Genomic DNA, 20,553 nt, shown 5'->3' with positions numbered 1-20,553 from the left:
GGCCGCGCCTCGGGTTTAGCTACGACGCATGGTCATCGGGACTTCACGGTGTACTCATGTTCTTTGCTACCTGTTCTGTTGCCGGGTGTGTCGAGCGACTCGAAATACTCGACCACCGCGGAGGTGTCCGGTGAACCGGCGATGCGCAGCGCTCGGGCGAAAGCTCGCCGCCGGATCGCTTCCCGCGCGCATTGCGGAACGGGATGCAGCCACGCACCTCGCCCCGGAAAGGTACCTGCTGGGTCAACGATCACGGCGTATTTGCCGTTCCCGTCCGTCACAGCTACCACGCGAAGCAGTTCGACGGCCAACTCTCGCTTTCGGCAACCGACGCATGTGCGCACCGGTCCATCGGTGCGCCGATGCGCACGTGCATCTGTCCCCGAAGTCTCGCGCTGGATCACGACACAGTCTACCGCCACCGCGGGCAGGCTCTGAACCACCCGGGAGATCAACCCGGACGGCGATCGGGCTCAGCGGTCGTGCGCCATCCCGTGAGTGGCGCCGTGGTCGGGCTGACTTGCCGGATGCGCCGGCGTGTCGCCGCGGATGTCGATTCGCCAGCCGGTGAGCCGCGCCGCCAGCCTGGCGTTTTGCCCTTCCTTGCCGATCGCCAGCGACAACTGAAAATCGGGCACCACCACTCGGGCGGCCCGCGCTGCCTCGTCGATCACCGACACCGAGACCACCTTCGCCGGCGACAACGCATTGGCGACGAAACGGGCCGGATCCTCGTCGTAGTCGATGATGTCGATCTTTTCCCCGGACAGCTCGCTCATCACATTGCGCACCCGCTGGCCCATCGGGCCGATGCAGGCGCCCTTGGCGTTCAGCCCCGGAACGTTCGACCGCACGGCGATCTTCGAGCGGTGGCCGGCTTCACGGGCGACCGCGACAATCTCCACCGACCCGTCGGCGATTTCGGGAACTTCCAGCGAGAACAGCTTGCGCACCAGGTTGGGGTGGGTGCGCGACAACGTGATCACCGGCTCGCGGGCCCCCCGGGCCACCCCGACCACATAGCAGCGCAGCCGGTTGCCGTGCTCGTAGGTCTCGCCGGGAACCTGTTCGGCGGCCGGGATGACACCCTCAGAGCCCTTGGTTTCACTGCCTAGCCGCACCACGACCAGACCGCGAGCATTGGCGCGACTGTCGCGCTGAATCACGCCGGCGACGATCTCACCTTCTCGGGTGGAGAACTCGCCATAGTTGCGCTCGTTCTCGGCGTCACGCAGCCGTTGCAGAATGACCTGGCGGGCGGTGGTCGCCGCGATCCGCCCGAATCCCTCAGGCGTGTCGTCCCATTCGCTGATGACGTTGCCGTCCTCGTCGGTCTCGCGGGCGATTACCCGCACCACACCGGTTTTGCGGTCGATGTCGATGCGCGCGTCGGGCTGGTGCCCTTCGGTGTGCCGGTAGGCGGTGAGCAGCGCGGATTTGATGGTGTCGACCACGACGTCCACCGAGATGCCCTTGTCCGCCTCGATCGCGTGCAGCGCGGCCATGTCGATGTTCATCAGCGCCGCTCCTCCTCATGGCCGCGCTCTGCATCGTCGCTGGCGCGGTTCATGTCCCGGCCTCCGTTCCCGCGCCCGAAGTCGCCAGCTCCAACTCTCGTTGGGTGGGCGGCGAAAACTCAACCTGCACAACGGCTTTCGCGATCTCATTCAGTGGAACGTCGCGCACCGTCCAGTCGCGGCCCCGGTCGTCGCGGACCACGAGCATGACCGTGCCGTCCTGCGTCTCGCCGACCCGCCCGAGCAACTGCGAGCCGTCTGTCAAGGCCACCTGAACCTTGCGGCCCCGCGCGCGCCGGAAGTGTTTCTCGCTGGTCAGCGGCCGTTCGACACCGGGCGAACTGACCTCGAGGACGTACTGACCTCGGATGCTTTGGACCCCGTCCAGCAACCTCGATGCGGTCTGCGACAGCGAAGTGATCGTGTCCAGGTCAAGCGGTTTGTCGCCGTCGGCGATGATCGCGATCCGGGGCGGGCGGCGTCGCGCGTCGATGAGCACGTCTTCGATTTCGTAACCGGCGCGCGCGAACTCTCCATCGAGTAGCTCGATCACCTCATTCTGCGAAGGCAGCCCCGTGGTCACGGCGAGCTCCTCATCTTGAGTTGTCCGGCCATCGGCTGGATGTCACCGGTGGGACAGCTCCGGCGACCCTCCGGCGCGCTTCAGTTGGCGTTCCTGGGGAATCAGCACCAACGATACGCCAGGAAACGCATCTCAGCCGCGATCGCAGCCGCCGGACCACGACTCCTCCGGCGTCTTCGCGAACGACGAGCAATGGCAGGATGTTGCTGTGCCAAGCGCAGCCCCGGACGTCACCAGGAGACGCGTCTTGGTTGGCGGCGCCGCTCTTGCCGCGGTCGCACTGGTTGGGTCGGCGTGCAGTTCCCCACCGCCACCTCCTAATGTCGATGATCTGGAATCGCAGTTGAAGCTGGCGCGGCACGACAGCGAGTTGGCCGCCGCAGCGGCCGCCGGGGGTGAATCGCCGCAAATGACTGCCGCGCTGCAAGAAGTCGCGGCGGAGCGTTCCCGGCATGCGGTGGAGCTGGACACCGAGATCCAGCGGGTCACCGGGCGGACCTCGACCACCTCGAGCACCTCGAGCACTTCCGCCAGCCCGACTCCCAGCGCGGCTGCGGCGCCGCCGCCGTCGCTGGCCGACGTGGTCAACTCGCTGCGGACATCCGCCGATTCCGCCACCGGACTGGCGATCGCGTCGTCGGGTTATCGTGCCGGGCTGCTGGCATCGATCGCCGCCGCATGTACCGCGGCCTATACCGTGGCGCTGGTGCCGAAAGGGTCGACGCCGTGACCTCGACCGAACCGACCCCGACCACATCGGCCCGGCCGGGCGACCCCGAGGACGCCGCCCTGTGCGACGCGCTGGTCACCGAGCATTCGGTCGTGTACGGCTACGGCATCGTGTCGGCGCATACCATGCCGGATCTCAACGCGATGGTCGCGGAGGCGCTGAGCCAGCATCGCCGCCGTCGCGATGCGGTGATCGCGATGCTGGCGGCCCGTTCGGTCACCGGTCCTGTCGCCGCTGCCGGCTATCAGCTGCCCTTCCCGGTGAACAACGCGAATGATGCCGCGCGCTTGGCGGTGCGGATGGAAAACGATGCCGCGGTCGCATGGCGCGCTGTGGTCGAGCAGGCGAAAGCGCCGGATCGCCGGTCATTCGCTGTGACGGCGCTGACGCAAAGCGCGGTGATGGCTGCCCGGTGGAACCGCGTGCTGGGCGCCTGGCCGATGACCATGGCATTCCCTGGTGGCAGCGAGTAGGCGGGCTAGCCACGGAGCCCGCGCTCACTGCATCGAGTCTGCGTTTACTGCATCGAGTGCGCTCACGGCGTCGAAACTGCGGCTATGGCGCGGGCCGCCGCCGCTAACCCGCCACAGACGCAGGCTCGGAGCCACAGCCGCAGACTCGACGACGCGCCGCGGTCAGCCGGATATCGCCGCGGTGATTTCGGTGGCCAGCGAGACACCCACCGCGAGCTCGCGGGTTTGGCCGCTGAAGCGGTTGCGCAGCTCCACCACGCCATCGGCCCACCCTCGGCCCACCACCACGATCCATGGCACGCCGAGCAGTTCGGCGTCCTTGAATTTCACGCCGGGCGACGCCTGGCGGTCGTCGAGCAGCACTTCGACGCCCAACCGGTCAAGGTCAGCGGCCAGGCTCGTCGCTCCCGCGCGGGCCTCGGCATCCTTGTTGGCGATCACCAGGTGCACGCCGAAGGGCGAAACGCTGGAGGGCCAGCGCAGGCCCAGCTCGTCGTGGTGCTGTTCGGCGATGACGGCCACGAGCCGGGACACCCCGACGCCATAGGAGCCCATGGTCAGCCGCACGGGCTTGCCGTCTTCGCCGAGCACATCGGCCGTGAACGCGTCGGTGTATTTGCGGCCGAGCTGGAAGATGTGGCCGATCTCGATGCCGCGCGCGGACACCAGCGGCCCGGCGCCGTCGGGAGACGGATCGCCGTCGCGCACCTCGGCGGCCTCGATGGTGCCGTCGGCGGTGAAGTCACGGCCGGCCACCAGTCCGACGACATGCTTGCCGAGCTCGTCGGCTCCGGTGATCCAACTGGTGCCGTCAACGATGCGGGGGTCGACGAGATAGCGAATCCCATTGTCGCGCAATGCTTTCGGCCCGATATAGCCCTTCACCAGAAAGGGGTACTTCGCGAAGTCGTCGTCGTCGAGCAGCTTGTATTCTGCCGGGTCCAGCGCAGCGCCCAGCCGGCGGTCGTCGACCTCGCGGTCACCGGGCAGCCCGATGCCCAGCAGCTCCCAATCCCCGCCCGGCTCGCGCACCTTGAGCATCACGTTTTTCAGGGTGTCGGCGGCGGTGACGGTGCGGCCCAGGTCGGCGCCGTTGGCCCACTTGACCAGGGTGGCGATGGTCGGGGTATCGCCGGTGTCGTAGACCACCGCCTCGGGCAGCCCGTCGATGGGCAACGATTCCGGGCGCGCGGTGACCACGGCCTCGACGTTGGCGGCGTACCCGGATTCCAGGCAGCGCACGAACGTGTCCTCGCCGACGGGGCTTTCGGCCAAAAACTCCTCCGACGCGCTGCCGCCCATCGCTCCTGATACCGCCGACACGATGACGTAGCGCACCCGCAACCGGTCGAACATGCGCCGGTAGGCCTCGCGGTGCGCGTGGTAGGCGGCCTTGAGTCCGGCGTCGTCGGTGTCGAAGGAGTAGGAGTCTTTCATCAGAAACTCGCGGACGCGCAGGATGCCGGCGCGAGGGCGGGGCTCGTCGCGGTACTTGTTCTGGATCTGGTAGAGCACCAACGGGAAGTCTTTGTAGGAGCTGTATTCGCCTTTGACCGTCAGCGTGAACAGCTCTTCGTGCGTCGGGCCGAGCAGATAGTCGTTGCCGCGGCGGTCTTTGAGGCGAAACACGCTGTCCCCGTACTCGGTCCACCGGTTTGTCGCCTCGTATGGGGCTCGCGGCAGCAGCGCGGGGAACAGGATCTCCTGGCCGCCGATCGCGTTCATCTCTTCGCGGACGACACACTCGATCTTGCGCAGCACCCGTAGGCCCAGCGGCAGCCAGCTGTACAGGCCGGGGCCGACCGGCCGGATGTAGCCGGCGCGGATCAGCAGCTTGTGGCTGGGGACTTCGGCGTCAGCGGGATCGTCACGCAGCGTGCGCAAGAACAGCTCGGACATCCGGGTGATCACAGCGCGCAAGCCTAGCCAAGCTTGGGGCGCTTCCCGGCGGTGCCTAGCGGACGTCGGCTGACGGCGCCCCCAGCCAGACTGCGGCCATAGCGCCGAGACGGCGGTGACTGCGTGGATTTCGCCCTCAAGCGCGCCGTGAGCGCAGTCTCGATGGGACTACGTCAGCCGTCGGCTTACAGCTCTCCGGCCTCCAGGGCGTCTTTGACCTCTTGCGCGTGCGCTACCTGTGCGGCGGAGTAGCCGATCAGCAGAGCCGCGCCGCCGACGATGACCGCCACCCCGGCCACCCACAGCAGCCCGTAGGTGTAGCCATGGTCAAGCGCATGCAATTGCGCGGCGTTCATGTACTTCACCGGGCCGGTGGTGCCGCCCAGGTACAGGGTGCGAGACGTGATGACGGCCTGGATGATCGCCAGCACCACGGGCCCGCCCAAGTTCTGCAGCATCAGCACGATCGCCGAGGTGGGCCCGATACGGTCGAACCCGACGCCGGCGATCGCCGACAACGCCAGCGGGACGACGATCAGGCCGATCCCGATCCCGCCGACGACGATCGGCATCACGAGATTGGGGAAGTACGGCATGTTCCCGCTCATGGTCGAGCCGTAAAGCATCGCCCCGAGGACCAGCACACCGCCGGCGATGACCACCACGCGGGGCGGGAACCACGACACCAGCTGCGACGACGCGCCCAAGCCGATGCCCATCGCGATGGCGAACGGGATGAAGCCGATGCCGGCGCGAAGGGCGCTGTAGCCCATGATGTCCTGCACATACAGGCCGATCAGCACGGTCAGCGTGAACAGCACGCCACCGGCCAGGAAGATGGCCGCAAAGGTGGCCAGCCGGTTGCGGTCGAAGAACAGGTCGAAAGGCACTATCGGGTTCTCGGCCGTGCGCTCGACGATGGCGAACGCGATGAACGCGGCCACCGCCACCACACCGGAACCGATGGTGATTGTGGAAATCCAGCCCTTTTCGGGGCCCATCGAGAACCCGAACACCGCTGCGGTGCACACCACCGTGGCCAGCACGGCTCCCATCGCGTCGAGCTTCATCCGCTCCTTCGAGGTTTCCCGCAGCGTGATGCGGGCCAGGTAGAGCATGACCAGCCCGATCGGCACGTTGACCAAAAACGCCAGTCGCCACGACACCTCGGTGAGCGCCCCACCGACGACCAAGCCCATCACCGAGCCGACGCCGGTCATCGCGCCGAACACCGCGGTCGCGGCGTTGCGTGACGGGCCCTTCGGGAAGGTGGTGGCGATAAGCGCCAGAGCGGTCGGCGAGGCGATGGCCGCGCCGATGCCTTGCAACAGCCGGGCGATGACCAAGGTCGCCTCGTCCCAGGCGATGCCGCACAACGCCGAGGCGATCGTGAACAGCGCGACACCGACGAGGAAGGTGCGCTTGCGGCCTATGGTGTCGCCGAGACGACCACCAAGCAGCATCAACCCGCCGAAGGTCAGCACATAGGCGGTGATCACCCAACTTCGCCCGGCGTCGGACAGGCTCAGGTCGTTCTGAATCTTGGGAAGCGCGACGATCGCGATGGTGCCGTCCATGGTCGCCATCAACTGCATGCCGCCGATCGCGATAACCGCGGCGACGAACCGCCACGACGGCGACCACATCGGGGAATACCTGCTCGTACGGTCCAAAGCTTCCTGTCCGGAGCGCATCGGCACCACCCGTTTCGGGACTTCTGTCATGGCGTGCCGGACTGCCCGCTCTGCATCGTTGAGAGCCGTCATAAGGAGCTACCCTACAGTATTCTTAAGAATCGCTTAAGCGCCGAAAGCCGCCACTGCACCGATGACGATCACTGCCGGAGGGCGAATTCCCTCGGCGCGAATCTTCTCCGGCGCGTCGGCCAATGTCGCCCGCAACGTCCGCTGCGCGGCCGTCGTGCCGTGCTGAACCACCAGCACCGGCGTATCCGCTGGTCGGCCGCCTTTTAATAGGACGTCGCTGAATTGCTCGACGCGCTCCACCGCCATCAGCAAAACAATGGTGCCCGTCATGGCCGCTAATGCATCCCAATTCACTAACGATTCGGGATGCCCGGGCTCAATATGGCCGCTGACCACGACAAATTCGTGGCAGACGGCCCGGTGGGTGACCGGAACGCCCGCCAGCGCCGGAACCGCTGTGGCACTTGTCACACCCGGCACCACCGTCACCGGGATTCCGGCGTCGGCGCACGCCAGCAGTTCTTCGTAGCCGCGGGCGAAGACGAACGGGTCACCGCCTTTGAGGCGCACGACAAAGTGGCCGGCCTTGGCCCGCTCGATCATGACGGCGTTGATCGCGTCTTGGGCCATGGCCCGCCCGTACGGGATCTTGGCGGCGTCGATCACCTCCACGTGCGGGGGCAGCTCGGCAAGTAGCTCCGGCGGCGCCAGCCGGTCGGCGACGACCACGTCGGCTTGGGCGAGCAGGCGCCGGCCGCGCACGGTGATCAGTTCCGGGTCGCCGGGCCCACCACCGACCAGCGCCACTCCGCCCGGCACGACGTCGTCGGTGTCGGCGGTGATGATGCCCTGTTGCAGGGCTTCGCGGATGGCCGAGCGGATCGCTGCCGAGCGGCGGTGCTCACCTCCGGCCAAGACGCCCACCGACAGGCCGGCGTATTCGAATGTCGCCGGCGTGACTGCGGTGCCTTCGACGGCGATGTCGGCGCGCACACAGAAGATGTGCCGGCGCTCAGCCTCGGCAACGACGGCGGCGTTGACGGCCGGGTCATCGGTGGCCGCGATCGCGTACCAGGCTCCGTCGAGGTCGCCGTCGCGATAATCGCGAAGCGCCAAGGTGATTCCACTCATCGCTTCGACGGCGCGGGTGGCGCTGCGGGTGATGACGTGCACGTTGGCACCGCTGGCGATGAGCAGGGGAAGGCGGCGTTGAGCAACGGTGCCGCCGCCGACGACGACGACCTTCTTGCCAGCCAGCCGCAAACCGACCAGGTAGGCGTTCTCGGGGGTCGTCACCCGGCGAGTTTAGTGGCGATCGCAAGCGCGGCGCAGCGGACACCGACACTCACCGGCTGAGCGCCGAAGTCGAATAGGAACTCAATGTGACGTTTCATCCTGACGTCCGGTCGCTTGCGTGCGCAGTCAATGTGCTGCCCATCCACGCGGCCCTGCACCCACGACCTTATCCGGTTAGTTGCCGACGGTGACACCATTGTAATTGGGCGTATTCGATGGACCAGCTTGCCCGCAACTGCTGGATCTGCGGCGCTGGATGGGGACGACGCTTTCTTGAGTCGAGGATGATCGGCCCCCTGACCGGTGTTTAGATTTAGAGCAGTCCGAGTAGCTGTAGGTCGGTGACGTATTTGACGATGATCGCCGGCGAGATGTGTGGGATGTCTTTGGCTGGGCCGATTTTCGCTTCTTGCACTGCGGCGCGGAAGCGGTCGGTGGGTGCCATTGATCCGCGTAGCGGTGTTTGAGGTTTTTGGTAGTTGTGCAGCAGCGGCAGTAAGGAGTATTGGCGCTGCCGATCGGGCAATCCGCGCAGCACGGTTTCGAAGCGGTGCAGCCACTCGGCGTAGTCACCTATGCGCTGAAGGGGATAGCCGGCGTCGATGAGCCAGTCGACGAATTCATCGAGCCCGATGCCGTCGTCGTGCGGGTTCATCACATGGTAGGTCTGAAACGTTTCCACGTTCTGAGCACCCAGCGTGGCGATGGCCTCGGCGATGAACTCCACCGGCAGGCCGTCGTAGTGGGCACGTTGCCGGTTGCCGTCGGCGTCGAGCTCGTAGAACGAGAATGGTGCGATGCCGGTGGCGGCCAGGCTCAGCATCAGCCGGGTGAACATGTCAGGCAGGTTGAGTTGTCCCTTGTAGGTTGTGTCGGCCATGATCATGGAGCAGCGGAACACCGTGACCGGCAAGCCGCACAGATCATGAGCCTCGCGCAGCAACACTTCGCCGGCCCACTTGCTGATGCCGTAGCCGTTGGCGTAGCTGTCGTTGATCTCGCGAGTCGGGCTGATCTTCCGGATGTCGGCGTCCTCAGTGAACTTCGCGGGCTCGACCTGATCGCCCACCCCGATCGTCGACACGTAGGTGTACGGCTTGAGCTTGGTCGTCAGCGCGAGCCTGATCAGCTCGGCGGTACCGAGGGTGTTGGGACCGAACAGCTCGCTGTAAGGCAGCACATGGTTGACCAGCGCCGCGGGGTCCGCGATCACGTCGACCGTGTCGGCCAGCCGCTGCCAGGTCTGCCGGTCCAGGCCCACGTTTGGCTCGCCCTTGTCGCCGGCGATGACCTCCAGGTGCTCGGCGGCTAACTCTTGGTAGCGCGCCAGTAGCCTGGGGTCGCCGCTGTCGAAGGTTTTGTCGAGCCGGGCCCGGGCCTCCTCGTCGGATTTCGCGCGCACCAGAGCTGTCACCGTGCCGTCGACCAAGTCCATCCGCTCAAGCCATTCCAGCGCCAGGTAGCGGCCCAAAAAGCCGGTCGCGCCGGTCAGTAACACGGTGCGCACCTCGGTGGTGGGCTTCGGCAGGTTCGTCGCCGCGCTCAGCGTGGCCCCATCGAGGAACGTGTCCAGCGTCAGATCACCCGCGTGCACCTTCGTCGCGCTGCGACCATGCACGGCGACAAATGTGGGCCGTTTGACGCCCTGGCGCTCGGCCTGGATGTAGTCGGCGATCGCCTGCAGGTCGGTGGCCGGGCTGACGATGACCCCCACCGGCACGTCGACGCCGAAGATCTCGCGCAGCAGGTTGGCGAACGTCAACGCCGCCAGTGAGTCGCCACCCAGGTCGGTGAAGTGCGCATCAGGGGACACCTCCACCCTGGCGGTGCCCAGCAGCGCGGCCGCGGCCCGGCTAATGGTTTGCAGCACCGGCCGGTCGGCGCCGCTGCGCCGCAGCTCGGCCAACTCGTTGGCCTGCCCTTGGTCCAGCTCGGCGTAGAGCTGCTCCAGCCGTTCACCGTAGCGCTCCTTGAGCTTGGGCCAGGCCAGCTTGCCGATTCCGGTCAGCAACCCGTTCTCCACGCTAAACGGTGTGGTTTCGATGAGGAAGTCGCGGGGGACCTCGTAGGATTGCAGCCCGGCAGTTTTGGCGACCTCCTGCAGCGAATCAGCGATGCGGGCCCTAAGCGTCGACGGATCGTCGAAGCGCGCCAGTGCGTCTCGGGTCGGCACCACGACCGCTAACAGGTAGCGATGGGCGCTGTTGCCGTAGACGTAGATCTGGTGCACCAGCGGGCTGGTGTCGAACACCGCCTCGAGCTTTGCCAACGTGACGAACTCCCCTTGGGCCAGCTTGATCACGTTGTTGCGGCGGTCCACATACACCAGCCGGTCGCGGCCCACTTGGGCGAACACGTCGCCGGTACGGTAGTAGCCGTCGGCGTCGAAAACGCTGGCGGTGATATCGGGGCGCTTGTAGTAACCGGGAAACATGTTCTCGGTCTTAACCAGCAGCTCACCGCGCGGGTAGGGTCGGTCAGTGCTGAAATAGCCCAGCTCTGGGACGTCGACCAATTTGTAGTCGATGACCGGAGGGCGCTGCACCTGGCCGTCCCGCAGAATCATGCCGCTCTCGGTGGAGGCGTAGCCGTCCGTCAACGGCGTCTCCAGCAGCGATTCGACCCAAGCCTTGAGCTCCTTGGAGATGGGCGCCGAGCCGGTCATCGCGAAGACGTACCGCCCGCCCAGCACCTCCTGGCGCACCTCGCGCAGCACTTGAGCTTCGACGGTTTCCCGGTCAGCTCCCTCGGCTACCCGCCGGTCCACCTCGCTGACGTATTCGCCGTACAACATCTCCCAAATGCGGGGGACGAACGTCAGTTCGGTGGGCCGCACCAGGCGCAGGTCCTCCAGCAGCGTCGAGAGGTCGCTCCTGGCCGCGAAATAGGCGGTGCCTCCGTTCCCGAGGGTGCCGTAGAGGGTTCCGCGCCCCAAAGCGTGGCTCATCGGCAGGAAGTTCAACGTGATCGAGGCGGCACCTGCCCTGAACCCGAACCAGTTCGTGCTCGACGTGCGCCTGCGCCACATCTTGGCCACGTGGCTTTGCGGGTACATCGCCCCCTTGGGCTCCCCCGTGCTACCAGAGGTGTAGATCAGCAACGCCAATGGGTCATCGTCGCTGGAGTTCGGTGCGCCTCCCGGCTTGGCCGGCAGCGCCTTTCCGCGCTTCAGCACATCGGCCAGCGTCTCGACAAGCACCGCGGTATTAGCCAGCCGCTCGCGGACGGCTTCCACGGTTTCGCACTGGTCGTCCACCTCCGGGCGGTAATCAAACACCACCAGCTTGGCCGGCGCGGGCCCGCTGCAAGCCAGCTCGGCGGCATCAGGCAGGTACTCCACGCTCGCCGCGATCACGCTGGGTTCGGTTTCGGCGACGATCGATTGCAGCTGGGTGATCGGCGCGCTGGTTTGCAGCGGCACCGACACCGCGCCGATCAGGCCCAGCGCCACATCGATCGTCGTGTAGTCGACGCTGGTAAAGCCCAGCACGCAGACCCGGTCGCCGACCTGCACCAAGTCTTCGGTCAGGGCGCGCGCCAGCGCGTCGACCCGCTCGCCCAACACACGGTAGGTGATGGTCTCAAAGCGCGGGAGCAGTTCGAGCACAGTGCGTCCCGTCTTGGAATCCTCGACGAACTGCACCACCCGCTGCCCCAGTGCCGGCCGGTCTGCGTACCCCTGCAACACGGTCCGGATGACCTGCGGCAGGCGCAGCCCCGCCTGCTCTAGGGCCGTGGCCACTGAGGAGGAGGGCTGCGCCGCGGCAAATTGTGGGTCAGTGGCGGAAAGCTCTTCGACGCGGCGGGCAAGCCATTCGGCACGACCATCAGTCGACACAGCAGTCCCCCTTGCAACGGAAAGGAGTTGGGATCAACCCACCCTAGCGGCGATAGTTGAACCCCTGCCAACCTCGGCCTACGCGCCTGCCTGTTAGCGGCGTCCGGCGTTCGGGCGATTGTTGGTTTGCGTCGTCGGCTGTGCCGCAAGCGGCCTGGTTTCCGGGTTCGTGAGGTCAAGGTCCCGCCGACTCGGGTCAGTGGCGACGTCGATTTTGGCGGCGGGATCCCCACCATCGGGCTCTAAATCTAAAGCCTCCGCTGGGCGGCGTGCGCGACGAAGCGGGCCACCGCGGTTAGCGTGCCCGCCGGGTGGGTGTGCAGATACGATGCGTGCACCCCGGCATGCACGGCCCCGTCTTGCGGCGCATCCGCGCCGCTGCCGCGGTACACCCACGCCGGCGGGTAGCCGCCGGTGAAAGTGACTGCGGTGCGGTGGAATTCGTGGCCCACGACGACCTGCCCGGCGCGATACAATGGCGAATCGGCCACCGCGAGCGCGTCCCGATAACCCAACGTCAAGTGCTCGGTGAACCGCGCCGACCCGGCCAGCACGCCGCACATCGGGTAGCCATCGAGGCGGGAGAGCAGATACGTCAGCCCGGCGCATTCGGCATGCACGGGCACGCCCGCAGCGGCCAGCATGTTGATCTGTTGGCGCGCAACGTCGTTCGCCGACAGCTCGGCGGCGAACTGCTCCGGGAAGCCTCCGGGGATAACCACTGCGCCAGTGTTTTCGGGCAGCGGGTCGGTGCACGGGTCGAATTCGACGACCTCGGCGCCAGTGGCCCGCAACAGTTCGGCGTGCTCGGCGTATCCGAATGTGAACGCCCTTCCCGCTGCCAGGGCGACGGTGACGGGTGTGTGCTGGACCGCCCCGATTGTGGCCGCGGGGTCCCACGGCGGATCCGCGACCCGGCTGGCGGCGGCCACGGCCACAGCGGCGACATCGACATGGCGGGCGATCAAAGCCGTCATCGCTTCGACTGCCTGATGCGCGCGGCGACCGTATTCGGCAGCGGTGACGAGCCCCAGATACCGAGTAGGCACCTCGATTTGGTCGGTGCGGGGGATGGCGCCCAATACCGTGATGCCGGCGTGCCCGCAAGCCTGTCGCAGCACCTGTTCGTGCCTGGGCGATCCGACGCGGTTGAGCACGACGCCCGCGATACGGGTGGCGGCGTCGAAAGTCGAAAAGCCATGCAGCAGGGCGGCGATGCTGTGACTTTGGCCCCGCGCGTCGACCACCAGGATCACCGGGGCGCCCAGTAGGGCGGCGACGTGGGCGGTTGAGCCGGCTGCCGGTGTGGCCGGATCGGGGCCGATGCGACCGTCGAAAAGACCCATCACGCCTTCGACCACCGCGATGTCGGCGCCGGCGGCGCCGTGGGCGTACAGCGGGCCGATCAGCTGCTCATCCACCAGAACCGGGTCCAGGTTGCGTCCGGCCCGACCGGAGGCCAGCGCGTGATAGCCCGGGTCGATGAAGTCCGGGCCGACCTTGAATCCCGCGACCCGGTGGCCCGCCTGACGCAACGCCCCGATCAAACCCGTTGCGACAGTGGTCTTTCCGCTGCCCGACGCCGGCGCAGCGACGACAACGGCGGGAACGCTCACCACTCGATGCCCTTCTGGCCTTTGCGGCCGGCATCCATCGGGTGCTTGACCTTGGTCATCTCGGTCACCAGATCGGCGGCCTCGACAAGTCGCGGCGGGGCGTCACGGCCGGTGATCACCACATGCTGTCGGCCGGGGCGGGCCAACAGGGTGTCGACCACATCGTCGACGTCGACCCACCCCCACTTGAGCGGATAGGTGAATTCGTCGAGCACGTAGAAGTCGTGCTGCTGCGCGGCGAGTCGGCGCGCGATCTCGGCCCAGCCGTCGGCGGCCGCGGCGGCGTGGTCGTCGACGCTGCCGGGTTTGCGCGACCAGGACCAGCCGGCGCCCATCTTGTGCCACTGCACCGGCCCGCCGATGCCCTGTTCGTCGTGCACTCGGCCAAGTTGGCGAAACGCCTCCTCCTCGCCGACTTTCCATTTCGCGCTCTTGACGAACTGGAACACCGCAATATCCAGACCGGCGTTCCACGCTCGCAGCGCCATCCCGAACGCGGCGGTCGACTTTCCTTTGCCGGCGCCGGTGTGCACGGCGAGCACCGGCATGTTGCGCCGCGCCCGGGTGGTCAGCCCGTCGCCGGGAACATGCACTGGACGACCTTGTGGCATAAGCGTTTACTCCACCGGCTCAGGCAACACGGCGCACGGCATGGGTCAAATGATCGGCGCGCAACTGCTCCAGCCGAATCGCGGGCGCTCCAAGCTGCCAAGCTAGTTGCTCGGCGAGCCCTAACCGCACGTAGGACGTCTCACAGTCGACGACCACCGCCGATGCACCCTCGGCGACCAGACGCGCCGCCGCTAACCGGCTGCGGCCCAACGGATCCACTCCGGCGGTGGCCCGTCCGTCGGTGAGCACCACGACCAGCGGCCGGCGCGCCCTGTCGCGCACCTTCTCGCGCACCACCAGCTCGCGGGCGGCCAGCAAGCCTTCGGCCAGCGGGGTTTTGCCGCCGGTGTCGAAACGCGCCAACCGTCGACCGGCGATGTGCGCCGAGGAAGTCGGCGGCAACAGCAGCTGTGCACCGTGCTCGCGGAAGGTGATGACCGCGACCTTGTCGCGGCGCTGGTAGGCGTCGCGCAGCAGCGACAGGGTGGCGCCGCTGACCGCGGCCATCCGGTCGCGGGCTGCCATCGAGCCGGATGCGTCGACGACGAAGATCACCAAATTGCCTTCGCGGCCTTCGCGTATCGCGCGGCGGACGTCGCCAGGTTGCGGGCGCAGCTGGCCCGAACGCCCGGCATGCTCGGCGGCGGCCAGCACGGTGCCGAAGAGGTGCAAGCCATGCCCGTCAGCGCTGTCGGTGGCGGCCACCACCGCGCCAGAGACGTTCCGGGCTCGGGAACGACGCCCCGGTGCGCCGGCGCCGACGCCAGGCACGGTCAGCGCACGAGTACGAAAGGTCGCCGACGGCGGTGCGCTGGGTCTCGGGTGTTGCGGCGCTGAGTGAGACGAATCCCCTTGCGGAAATGGGTCGTCGACGCTCTGCCCGCCGCCCGGCGGATCAGGGTCGGGATCCGGTTCCGGGTCGTCGGCGCCAGCTTGGGCCAGCGCCGCGTCGAGCTGGTCACGGTCCAGCCCGGGATCGTCGAACGGGTCGCGGCGGCGCCGGTGCGGTAACGCCAGCTCGGCCGCCACTCGGATGTCCTGTTCGTCGACCGTGTCGGAGCCGCGCCAGGCAGCATGCGCAGCGGCGGTGCGGGCCACCACCAAATCGGCGCGCATACCGTCGACGTCGAAAGCCGCGCACAGTGCGGCGATCCGGCGTAATTCGTTGTCCGGCAATACAACCCCGGCAACCAGCTTGCGGGCGGTGGCGATGCGGCGAGCCAGTTCGGCGTCGGCGGCGGCATAGCGCGCGGCGAAAGCGTCCGGGTCGGCTTCGTAGGCCATCCGCTGTCGAATGACCTGGGCGCGCACCTCGACGTCACGCGACGCGTGCACGTCGACGGTGAGCCCGAAGCGGTCAAGCAGTTGCGGACGCAGTTCGCCTTCTTCGGGGTTCATTGTGCCGATCAGCAGGAAGCGGGCCTCGTGCGAATGCGAGATCCCGTCGCGTTCGATGTGCACCCGTCCCATCGCTGCGGCGTCGAGCAGCAGGTCGACCAGGTGATCGTGCAGCAAGTTCACCTCGTCCACGTAGAGCACGCCGCCGTGGGCGCGGGCGAGCAGCCCCGGCGAGAAGGCGTGCTCGCCGTCGCGCAGCACGCGCTGCAGATCCAGTGAGCCGATCACCCGGTCCTCGGTGGCGCCGATCGGCAACTCGACAAGCCGCGCATCCTCGGAAGCGGCGGAGAGCAACGCGGCTAAACCGCGCACAGCCGTCGACTTGGCGGTGCCCTTCTCGCCGCGGATGAGCACGCCGCCGATTTCCGGGCGCACGGCGCACAGGATCAGCGCGAGCCGCAGCTGGTCGTGCCCGACGATCGCGCTGAACGGATACGGCTTCACGGCTGGGCCTCCACCCCGGTGCCCGGCCGCACCATCGGCACATGAGGGATGCCGTCCTCGACGAAGTCGTCGCCGTCGCGGACAAACCCGTGCTGCGCATACATCTCCGTCAAGTAGGCCTGCGCGTTGATCCGGCACGGATAGTCGCCCACCTCGGCCAGCGCAGCACGCAGCAGCCGAGTGGTGTGGCCTTGGCCGCGGGCGTTGCGTTTGGTGCAGAGCCGGCCGATGCGGAACGCCTTTTCTCCCCCGGCGTGCTCCTCCATCAGCCGCAGTGTGGAGATGACCTCGCCGTCGGGCTTTTCCAGCCAGAAGTGCCGGGTTTCGGCCAGCAGGTCGCGACCGTCCAGCTCGGGATAGGGGCAGGCCTGCTCGACGACGAAGACCTCCACCCTCAGCTTGAGCAGTTCGTAAAGTGTCGGCGCGTCAAGGTCTTTCGCCCAGGCGCGACGCAGTGCGGTCGTCATGAGCCCGCTGCCGTTGCCAGCTGTAGCACCTTGGTGCTCCATGACCATACCTCCTCGAAAAGCGCTGGCTCAGCGGACAATTCAGTGCCCAGCGAAGGCACCATCTCCTTGAGCGTGGGCAGCCATGACTGGTACCGGTCGGAAAAGCAGCGCTGCAGCACGTCCAGCATCGCCGACACCGCGATCGACGCCCCCGGGGAGGCGCCGAGCAGACCCGCGATGCTGCCGTCGGCGGCGCTGATGACCGTGGTGTCGAATTCGAGCCTCCCCCGCCGGATCACCTGCACCCTCTGCCCGGCGGCCGTTGTGTGCCAGTCGGAGTCGACCGCGCTGGGGGCGAATTCGCGCAGGGCATTAACGCGCGCGTGCTGCGACAACGCCAGTTGGCCGAGCAGATAGTTGACCAGCCGCCGCTGGCCGACACCGACGCGCAGCATCGACAACGCGTTGTCCGGCTTGACCGAGCGCGCGAGGTCGCTGAGGCGGCCGTGCTTGAGGAATCTCGGCGACCAACCGGCGAACGGCCCGAAGAGCAGCCAGGGCTTTCTATTGATGATCCGCAGATCCAGGTGCGGCGCCGTCATCGCCGGCGCCCCGGGTGCGGGCAACCCGTATACCTTGGCCCGATGCGCGGCGGTGAGCGCTGGGTTGCCGCTGCGCAGAAACTTCCCACCGACCGGGAACCCGCCGAAGCCCTTCACCTCTTTGATGCCCGACTTCTGCAACAGCGGCAGCGCATGGCCCCCGGCCCCGACGAACACGAATTTCGCGTTGAGTTTCTGGTTTTCTCCGCCACGGCGGTTGCGGATCGTCAACGTCCAGCTGCCGTCGCGCTGACGGGTCAGGCTGCGCACCTCGTGGCCGAACCATGCGGCGGTGCCGGTGCGCACACAGAAACCGACGAGCTGTTTGGTCAGCGCGCCGAAGTCGACATCGGTCCCGTCGGCTGACCAGGTGAAGGCAACCGGTTCCGCGAGGTCACGCTCGGCGGCCATGAACGGTAGCCGGCGGGCGAACTCCTCGGCGTCGTCGATGAACTCGGTGCGGGCGAACAGCGGGTTGGCGGCCAACGCCTGATGGCGCCGCCGCAGATAGTCGACGCGCCCGGCCCCCTGCACGAAGGCCGCGTGCGGCACCGCGTTGAGGAAGCCGCGCACGTCGGTCAGGATCCCGTTGTCGGCCGCATACGCCCAGAACTGCCGGGTCACCTGGAACTGCTCGCTGACCCGGACGGCTTTGGCGATGTCGATGGAGCCGTCACGGGCCGGCGTGTAGAACAGCTCGCACAGCGCGGAGTGCCCGGTTCCGGCGTTGTTCCACGGGTCGCTGCTTTCGGCGGCGACGCCGCCCAGACGTTCGACCAGGGTGATCGACCAGTCGGGCTCCAGCCGCCGCAACAGCGCGCCGAGGGTGGCGCTCATGATGCCCGCGCCGACCAGCACGACGTCGGACTTGGCGACGTTCGGCTCTGACACCAGATCGCTCTTCCTTACTTACCTGCGCTGCGGGCGTCCTCAGGTTAGCCCGCACCCAGCGTGCTGGACCTACCGGCACTTCGCAGGCTCTAAGCTGGCGAGCGTGAGTGGCTGGGTGCCCGACGTCCTGCCCGGCTGTTGGCAGCGCACGATCCCGCTGGGTCCCGATCCCGACGGTGAGGGCGACATCGTCGCGACATTGGTGCGTCGCGGCGACCCCGCGGGAGCCGACCACGCCGTGTTGGCGGTGCACGGATACACCGACTACTTCTTCAACATTGAGCTCGCTGATCACTTTGTCGGCCGTGGCTTCGCGTTTTATGCGCTGGACTTGTCCAAATGCGGGCGATCCTGGCGCGCCGGCCAGACCCCGCATTTCACCACCGACCTGGCCCGCTACGACCGCGAACTCGAAGAAGCCCTTGCCGTGATCCGGGCGCAGGCTCACTCGGTGCTGGTCTACGGCCACTCCGCCGGCGGGCTGATCGTGTCGCTGTGGCTGGACCGGCTGCGACGACGAGGCGCGACCGCGCGAGCAGGTGTCGGCGGCCTGGTTCTCAACAGCCCACTTTTGGACTTGCCGGGGCCGGCGCCGCTGCGGTGGGCGGTGACCTCGGCGATGGTTGCTGCCGTCGCGCGGGTGTACAAGAAGGGGGTGGCCCGTGCGCCCGGCGCGGGCGGCTACGGCGCCAGCCTGCATCGGGCTTACCACGGCGAGTTCGACTACAACTTGCAGTGGAAACCGCTGGGCGGCTTCCCGATCACCTTCGGCTGGCTGCATACGGTCCGCCGCGGTCAAGCGCGGCTGCATCGTGGGCTCGACGTGGGGGTGCCCAACCTGATCCTGCGGTCGGATCACAGCGTCTCGGACACCGCCGACGAGATCGCGCTGCAGTGCGGTGACGCGGTCCTCGACGTCGCACAGATCGCCCGGTGGGCAGGTTGCATCGGCAGCCGCACCACCGTTGTTCCGGTCAAAGACGCCAAACACGATGTGTTCCTGTCCATGCCGGCGCCGCGACAGGTGGCCTATAACGAACTGGACGCCTGGTTGAGCGAGTACCTGTGCCGCGTCGCCGACGCCGAGGCGGCTGTATCGGCCGGGGACGGGTGAGCCGCGTGGAAACCTACGATCTTGCGATCATCGGAACCGGTTCGGGCAACAGCATTCTCGACGAACGCTATGCGGGCAAGCGGGTGGCGATCTGCGAACAGGGCACGTTCGGCGGCACTTGCCTCAATGTAGGGTGCATTCCCACCAAGATGTTCGTCTACGCGGCCGAGGTGGCTCAAACCGTGCGTCACGCGGCCCGCTACGGTGTCGACGCGCACATCGACGGTGTGCGCTGGGACGACATCGTCTCCCGCATCTTCGGCCGCATCGACCCGATCGCGATCAGCGGCGAAGACTACCGCCGCTCCTCCCCCAACATCGACGTGTACGGCCAGCACGCCCGCTTCGGGCCGGTCCAGGCCGACGGGCGTTACCTGCTGCGCACCGACCTCGGCGACGAGTTCACCGCCGAGCAGGTGGTCATCGCCGCCGGGTCGCGCCCAGTGATTCCGCCGGCCATCCTCGCCTGCGGCGTCGACTACCACACGAGCGACACCGTCATGCGGATCGCCGAGCTACCCGAACACCTGGTGATCATCGGCGGCGGGTTCGTGGCAGCCGAATTCGCACACATCTTCTCCGCGTTGGGCGTCGGGATCACCTTGGTGGTCCGCGGCGGCACACTGCTTCGGCATTCCGACGACACGATGTCCGAGCGCTTCACCCGCATCGCCTCGTCGAAATGGGGGCTGCGGACGCACCGCAACGTCGTCGGCGGCCACCGTGACGGTTCGCAGATCGCGCTGGACCTCGACGACGGCTCCACCTTGCACGCCGACACTGTGCTGGTGGCCACCGGCCGGATACCCAACGGCGACCTGCTGGACGCCGAGCAGGCCGGTATCGAGCTCAACCGAACCCGAGTGGTGGTAGACGAATACCAACGAACCTCTGCCCCAGGGGTTTTCGCGCTCGGCGACGTCTCCTCACCCTACGAGCTCAAACACGTGGCCAACCACGAAGCGCGCGTCGTGCAGCATAATCTGCTATGCGACTGGGACGACACCGACTCGATGATGATGACCGACCACCGGTTCGTGCCGTCGGCGGTGTTCACCGATCCGCAGCTCGCCAGCGTCGGCTTGACCGAAAATGAAGCTGTTGCAAAGGGTTTCGATATCTCGTGCGCGATCCAGGACTACGGCGACGTCGCCTACGGTTGGGCGATGGAGGACACCAGCGGGATCGTCAAGATCATCGCCGAGCGGGGCAGCGGCCGGCTGCTGGGCGCGCACATCATGGGCTACCAGGCCTCGTCGATCATTCAGCCGCTTATCCAGGCGATGAGCTTCGGGTTGACCGCACATAAGATGGCGCGCGGCCAGTACTGGATTCATCCGGCGCTGCCGGAGGTCGTGGAAAACGCGCTACTGAATCTCTGCTGA

16 protein-coding genes are annotated in these 20,553 nt (G+C 67.1%); 4 read left to right on the top strand and 12 right to left on the bottom strand.

Going from position 1 to position 20,553, the window contains the following annotated elements:
* Positions 1-32 precede the first annotated feature (32 nt).
* From G6N15_RS16270 to rimP, 3 genes are all read right to left on the bottom strand, one after another.
* The gene (locus G6N15_RS16270; RefSeq protein WP_372506484.1) at positions 33-311 is read right to left on the bottom strand and encodes a YlxR family protein; all 279 of its coding nucleotides are present in this window, start codon (positions 309-311) and stop codon (positions 33-35) included.
* Positions 312-473: 162 nt separating this feature from the next.
* Positions 474-1,517, bottom strand: a complete 1,044-nt coding sequence (nusA, locus tag G6N15_RS16265) for a transcription termination factor NusA (RefSeq protein ID WP_083087894.1) — start codon at positions 1,515-1,517, stop codon at positions 474-476.
* Positions 1,518-1,566: 49 nt separating this feature from the next.
* Positions 1,567-2,100 carry a ribosome maturation factor RimP gene (gene rimP / locus G6N15_RS16260; RefSeq protein WP_083087895.1) on the bottom strand — a complete coding sequence of 178 codons (534 nt, stop codon included), beginning with the start codon at positions 2,098-2,100 and terminating at the stop codon, positions 1,567-1,569.
* A gap of 208 nt (positions 2,101-2,308) precedes the next feature.
* Here rimP and G6N15_RS16255 point away from each other — a divergent pair, with 208 nt between their 5' ends.
* Positions 2,309-2,830, top strand: coding sequence for a hypothetical protein (locus tag G6N15_RS16255; RefSeq protein ID WP_083087896.1), 522 nt, complete (start codon positions 2,309-2,311; stop codon positions 2,828-2,830).
* A complete protein-coding gene (locus G6N15_RS16250; protein WP_232070256.1) occupies positions 2,827-3,303 on the top strand; it encodes a ferritin-like domain-containing protein in 477 nt (158 codons plus the stop codon). Before G6N15_RS16255 ends, G6N15_RS16250 begins: the two co-directional genes overlap by 4 nt.
* Positions 3,304-3,465: 162 nt before the next feature.
* On the opposite strand, the gene G6N15_RS16245 is transcribed toward G6N15_RS16250, so the two are convergent.
* The 9 genes from G6N15_RS16245 to mqo form a co-directional block, all read right to left on the bottom strand.
* Positions 3,466-5,214 (bottom strand): proline--tRNA ligase, encoded by a 1,749-nt coding sequence (locus G6N15_RS16245; protein ID WP_083087898.1) that lies wholly within the window; start codon positions 5,212-5,214, stop codon positions 3,466-3,468.
* Positions 5,215-5,387: 173 nt separating this feature from the next.
* The gene (locus G6N15_RS16240) at positions 5,388-6,968 is read right to left on the bottom strand and encodes an MFS transporter (RefSeq protein ID WP_083087899.1); all 1,581 of its coding nucleotides are present in this window, start codon (positions 6,966-6,968) and stop codon (positions 5,388-5,390) included.
* Between the two features lie 33 nt (positions 6,969-7,001).
* Positions 7,002-8,204, bottom strand: a complete 1,203-nt coding sequence (gene cobA / locus G6N15_RS16235; RefSeq protein ID WP_083087900.1) for a uroporphyrinogen-III C-methyltransferase — start codon at positions 8,202-8,204, stop codon at positions 7,002-7,004.
* Between the two features lie 313 nt (positions 8,205-8,517).
* Positions 8,518-12,042: a carboxylic acid reductase gene (gene car, locus G6N15_RS16230; protein WP_083087901.1), complete on the bottom strand. Its 3,525-nt coding sequence runs from the start codon at positions 12,040-12,042 to the stop codon at positions 8,518-8,520.
* 248 nt (positions 12,043-12,290) lie between these two features.
* Positions 12,291-13,658: a cobyrinate a,c-diamide synthase gene (locus G6N15_RS16225; protein WP_083087902.1), complete on the bottom strand. Its 1,368-nt coding sequence runs from the start codon at positions 13,656-13,658 to the stop codon at positions 12,291-12,293.
* Positions 13,655-14,269: a cob(I)yrinic acid a,c-diamide adenosyltransferase gene (gene cobO, locus G6N15_RS16220; RefSeq protein ID WP_083087903.1), complete on the bottom strand. Its 615-nt coding sequence runs from the start codon at positions 14,267-14,269 to the stop codon at positions 13,655-13,657. Before cobO ends, G6N15_RS16225 begins: the two co-directional genes overlap by 4 nt.
* Before the next feature lie 19 nt (positions 14,270-14,288).
* Positions 14,289-16,112 carry a VWA domain-containing protein gene (locus G6N15_RS16215; RefSeq protein WP_083087904.1) on the bottom strand — a complete coding sequence of 608 codons (1,824 nt, stop codon included), beginning with the start codon at positions 16,110-16,112 and terminating at the stop codon, positions 14,289-14,291.
* Entirely contained in the window at positions 16,109-16,579 is a 471-nt protein-coding gene (locus G6N15_RS16210) for a GNAT family N-acetyltransferase (protein ID WP_083087983.1), read from the bottom strand. Before G6N15_RS16210 ends, G6N15_RS16215 begins: the two co-directional genes overlap by 4 nt.
* Positions 16,576-18,054 (bottom strand): malate dehydrogenase (quinone), encoded by a 1,479-nt coding sequence (gene mqo / locus G6N15_RS16205; RefSeq protein WP_083087905.1) that lies wholly within the window; start codon positions 18,052-18,054, stop codon positions 16,576-16,578. Before mqo ends, G6N15_RS16210 begins: the two co-directional genes overlap by 4 nt.
* Before the next feature lie 103 nt (positions 18,055-18,157).
* Here mqo and G6N15_RS16200 point away from each other — a divergent pair, with 103 nt between their 5' ends.
* Positions 18,158-19,168: an alpha/beta hydrolase gene (locus G6N15_RS16200; RefSeq protein WP_232070255.1), complete on the top strand. Its 1,011-nt coding sequence runs from the start codon at positions 18,158-18,160 to the stop codon at positions 19,166-19,168.
* 5 nt (positions 19,169-19,173) lie between these two features.
* A complete protein-coding gene (gene mtr, locus G6N15_RS16195) occupies positions 19,174-20,553 on the top strand; it encodes a mycothione reductase (protein WP_083087907.1) in 1,380 nt (459 codons plus the stop codon).

It is taken from the genome of Mycobacterium noviomagense, assembly GCF_010731635.1.
Taxonomy (GTDB): domain Bacteria; phylum Actinomycetota; class Actinomycetes; order Mycobacteriales; family Mycobacteriaceae; genus Mycobacterium; species Mycobacterium noviomagense.
Note: the sequence above shows the minus strand (reverse complement) of the source record. Positions and strands in the feature narration are given on the sequence as shown.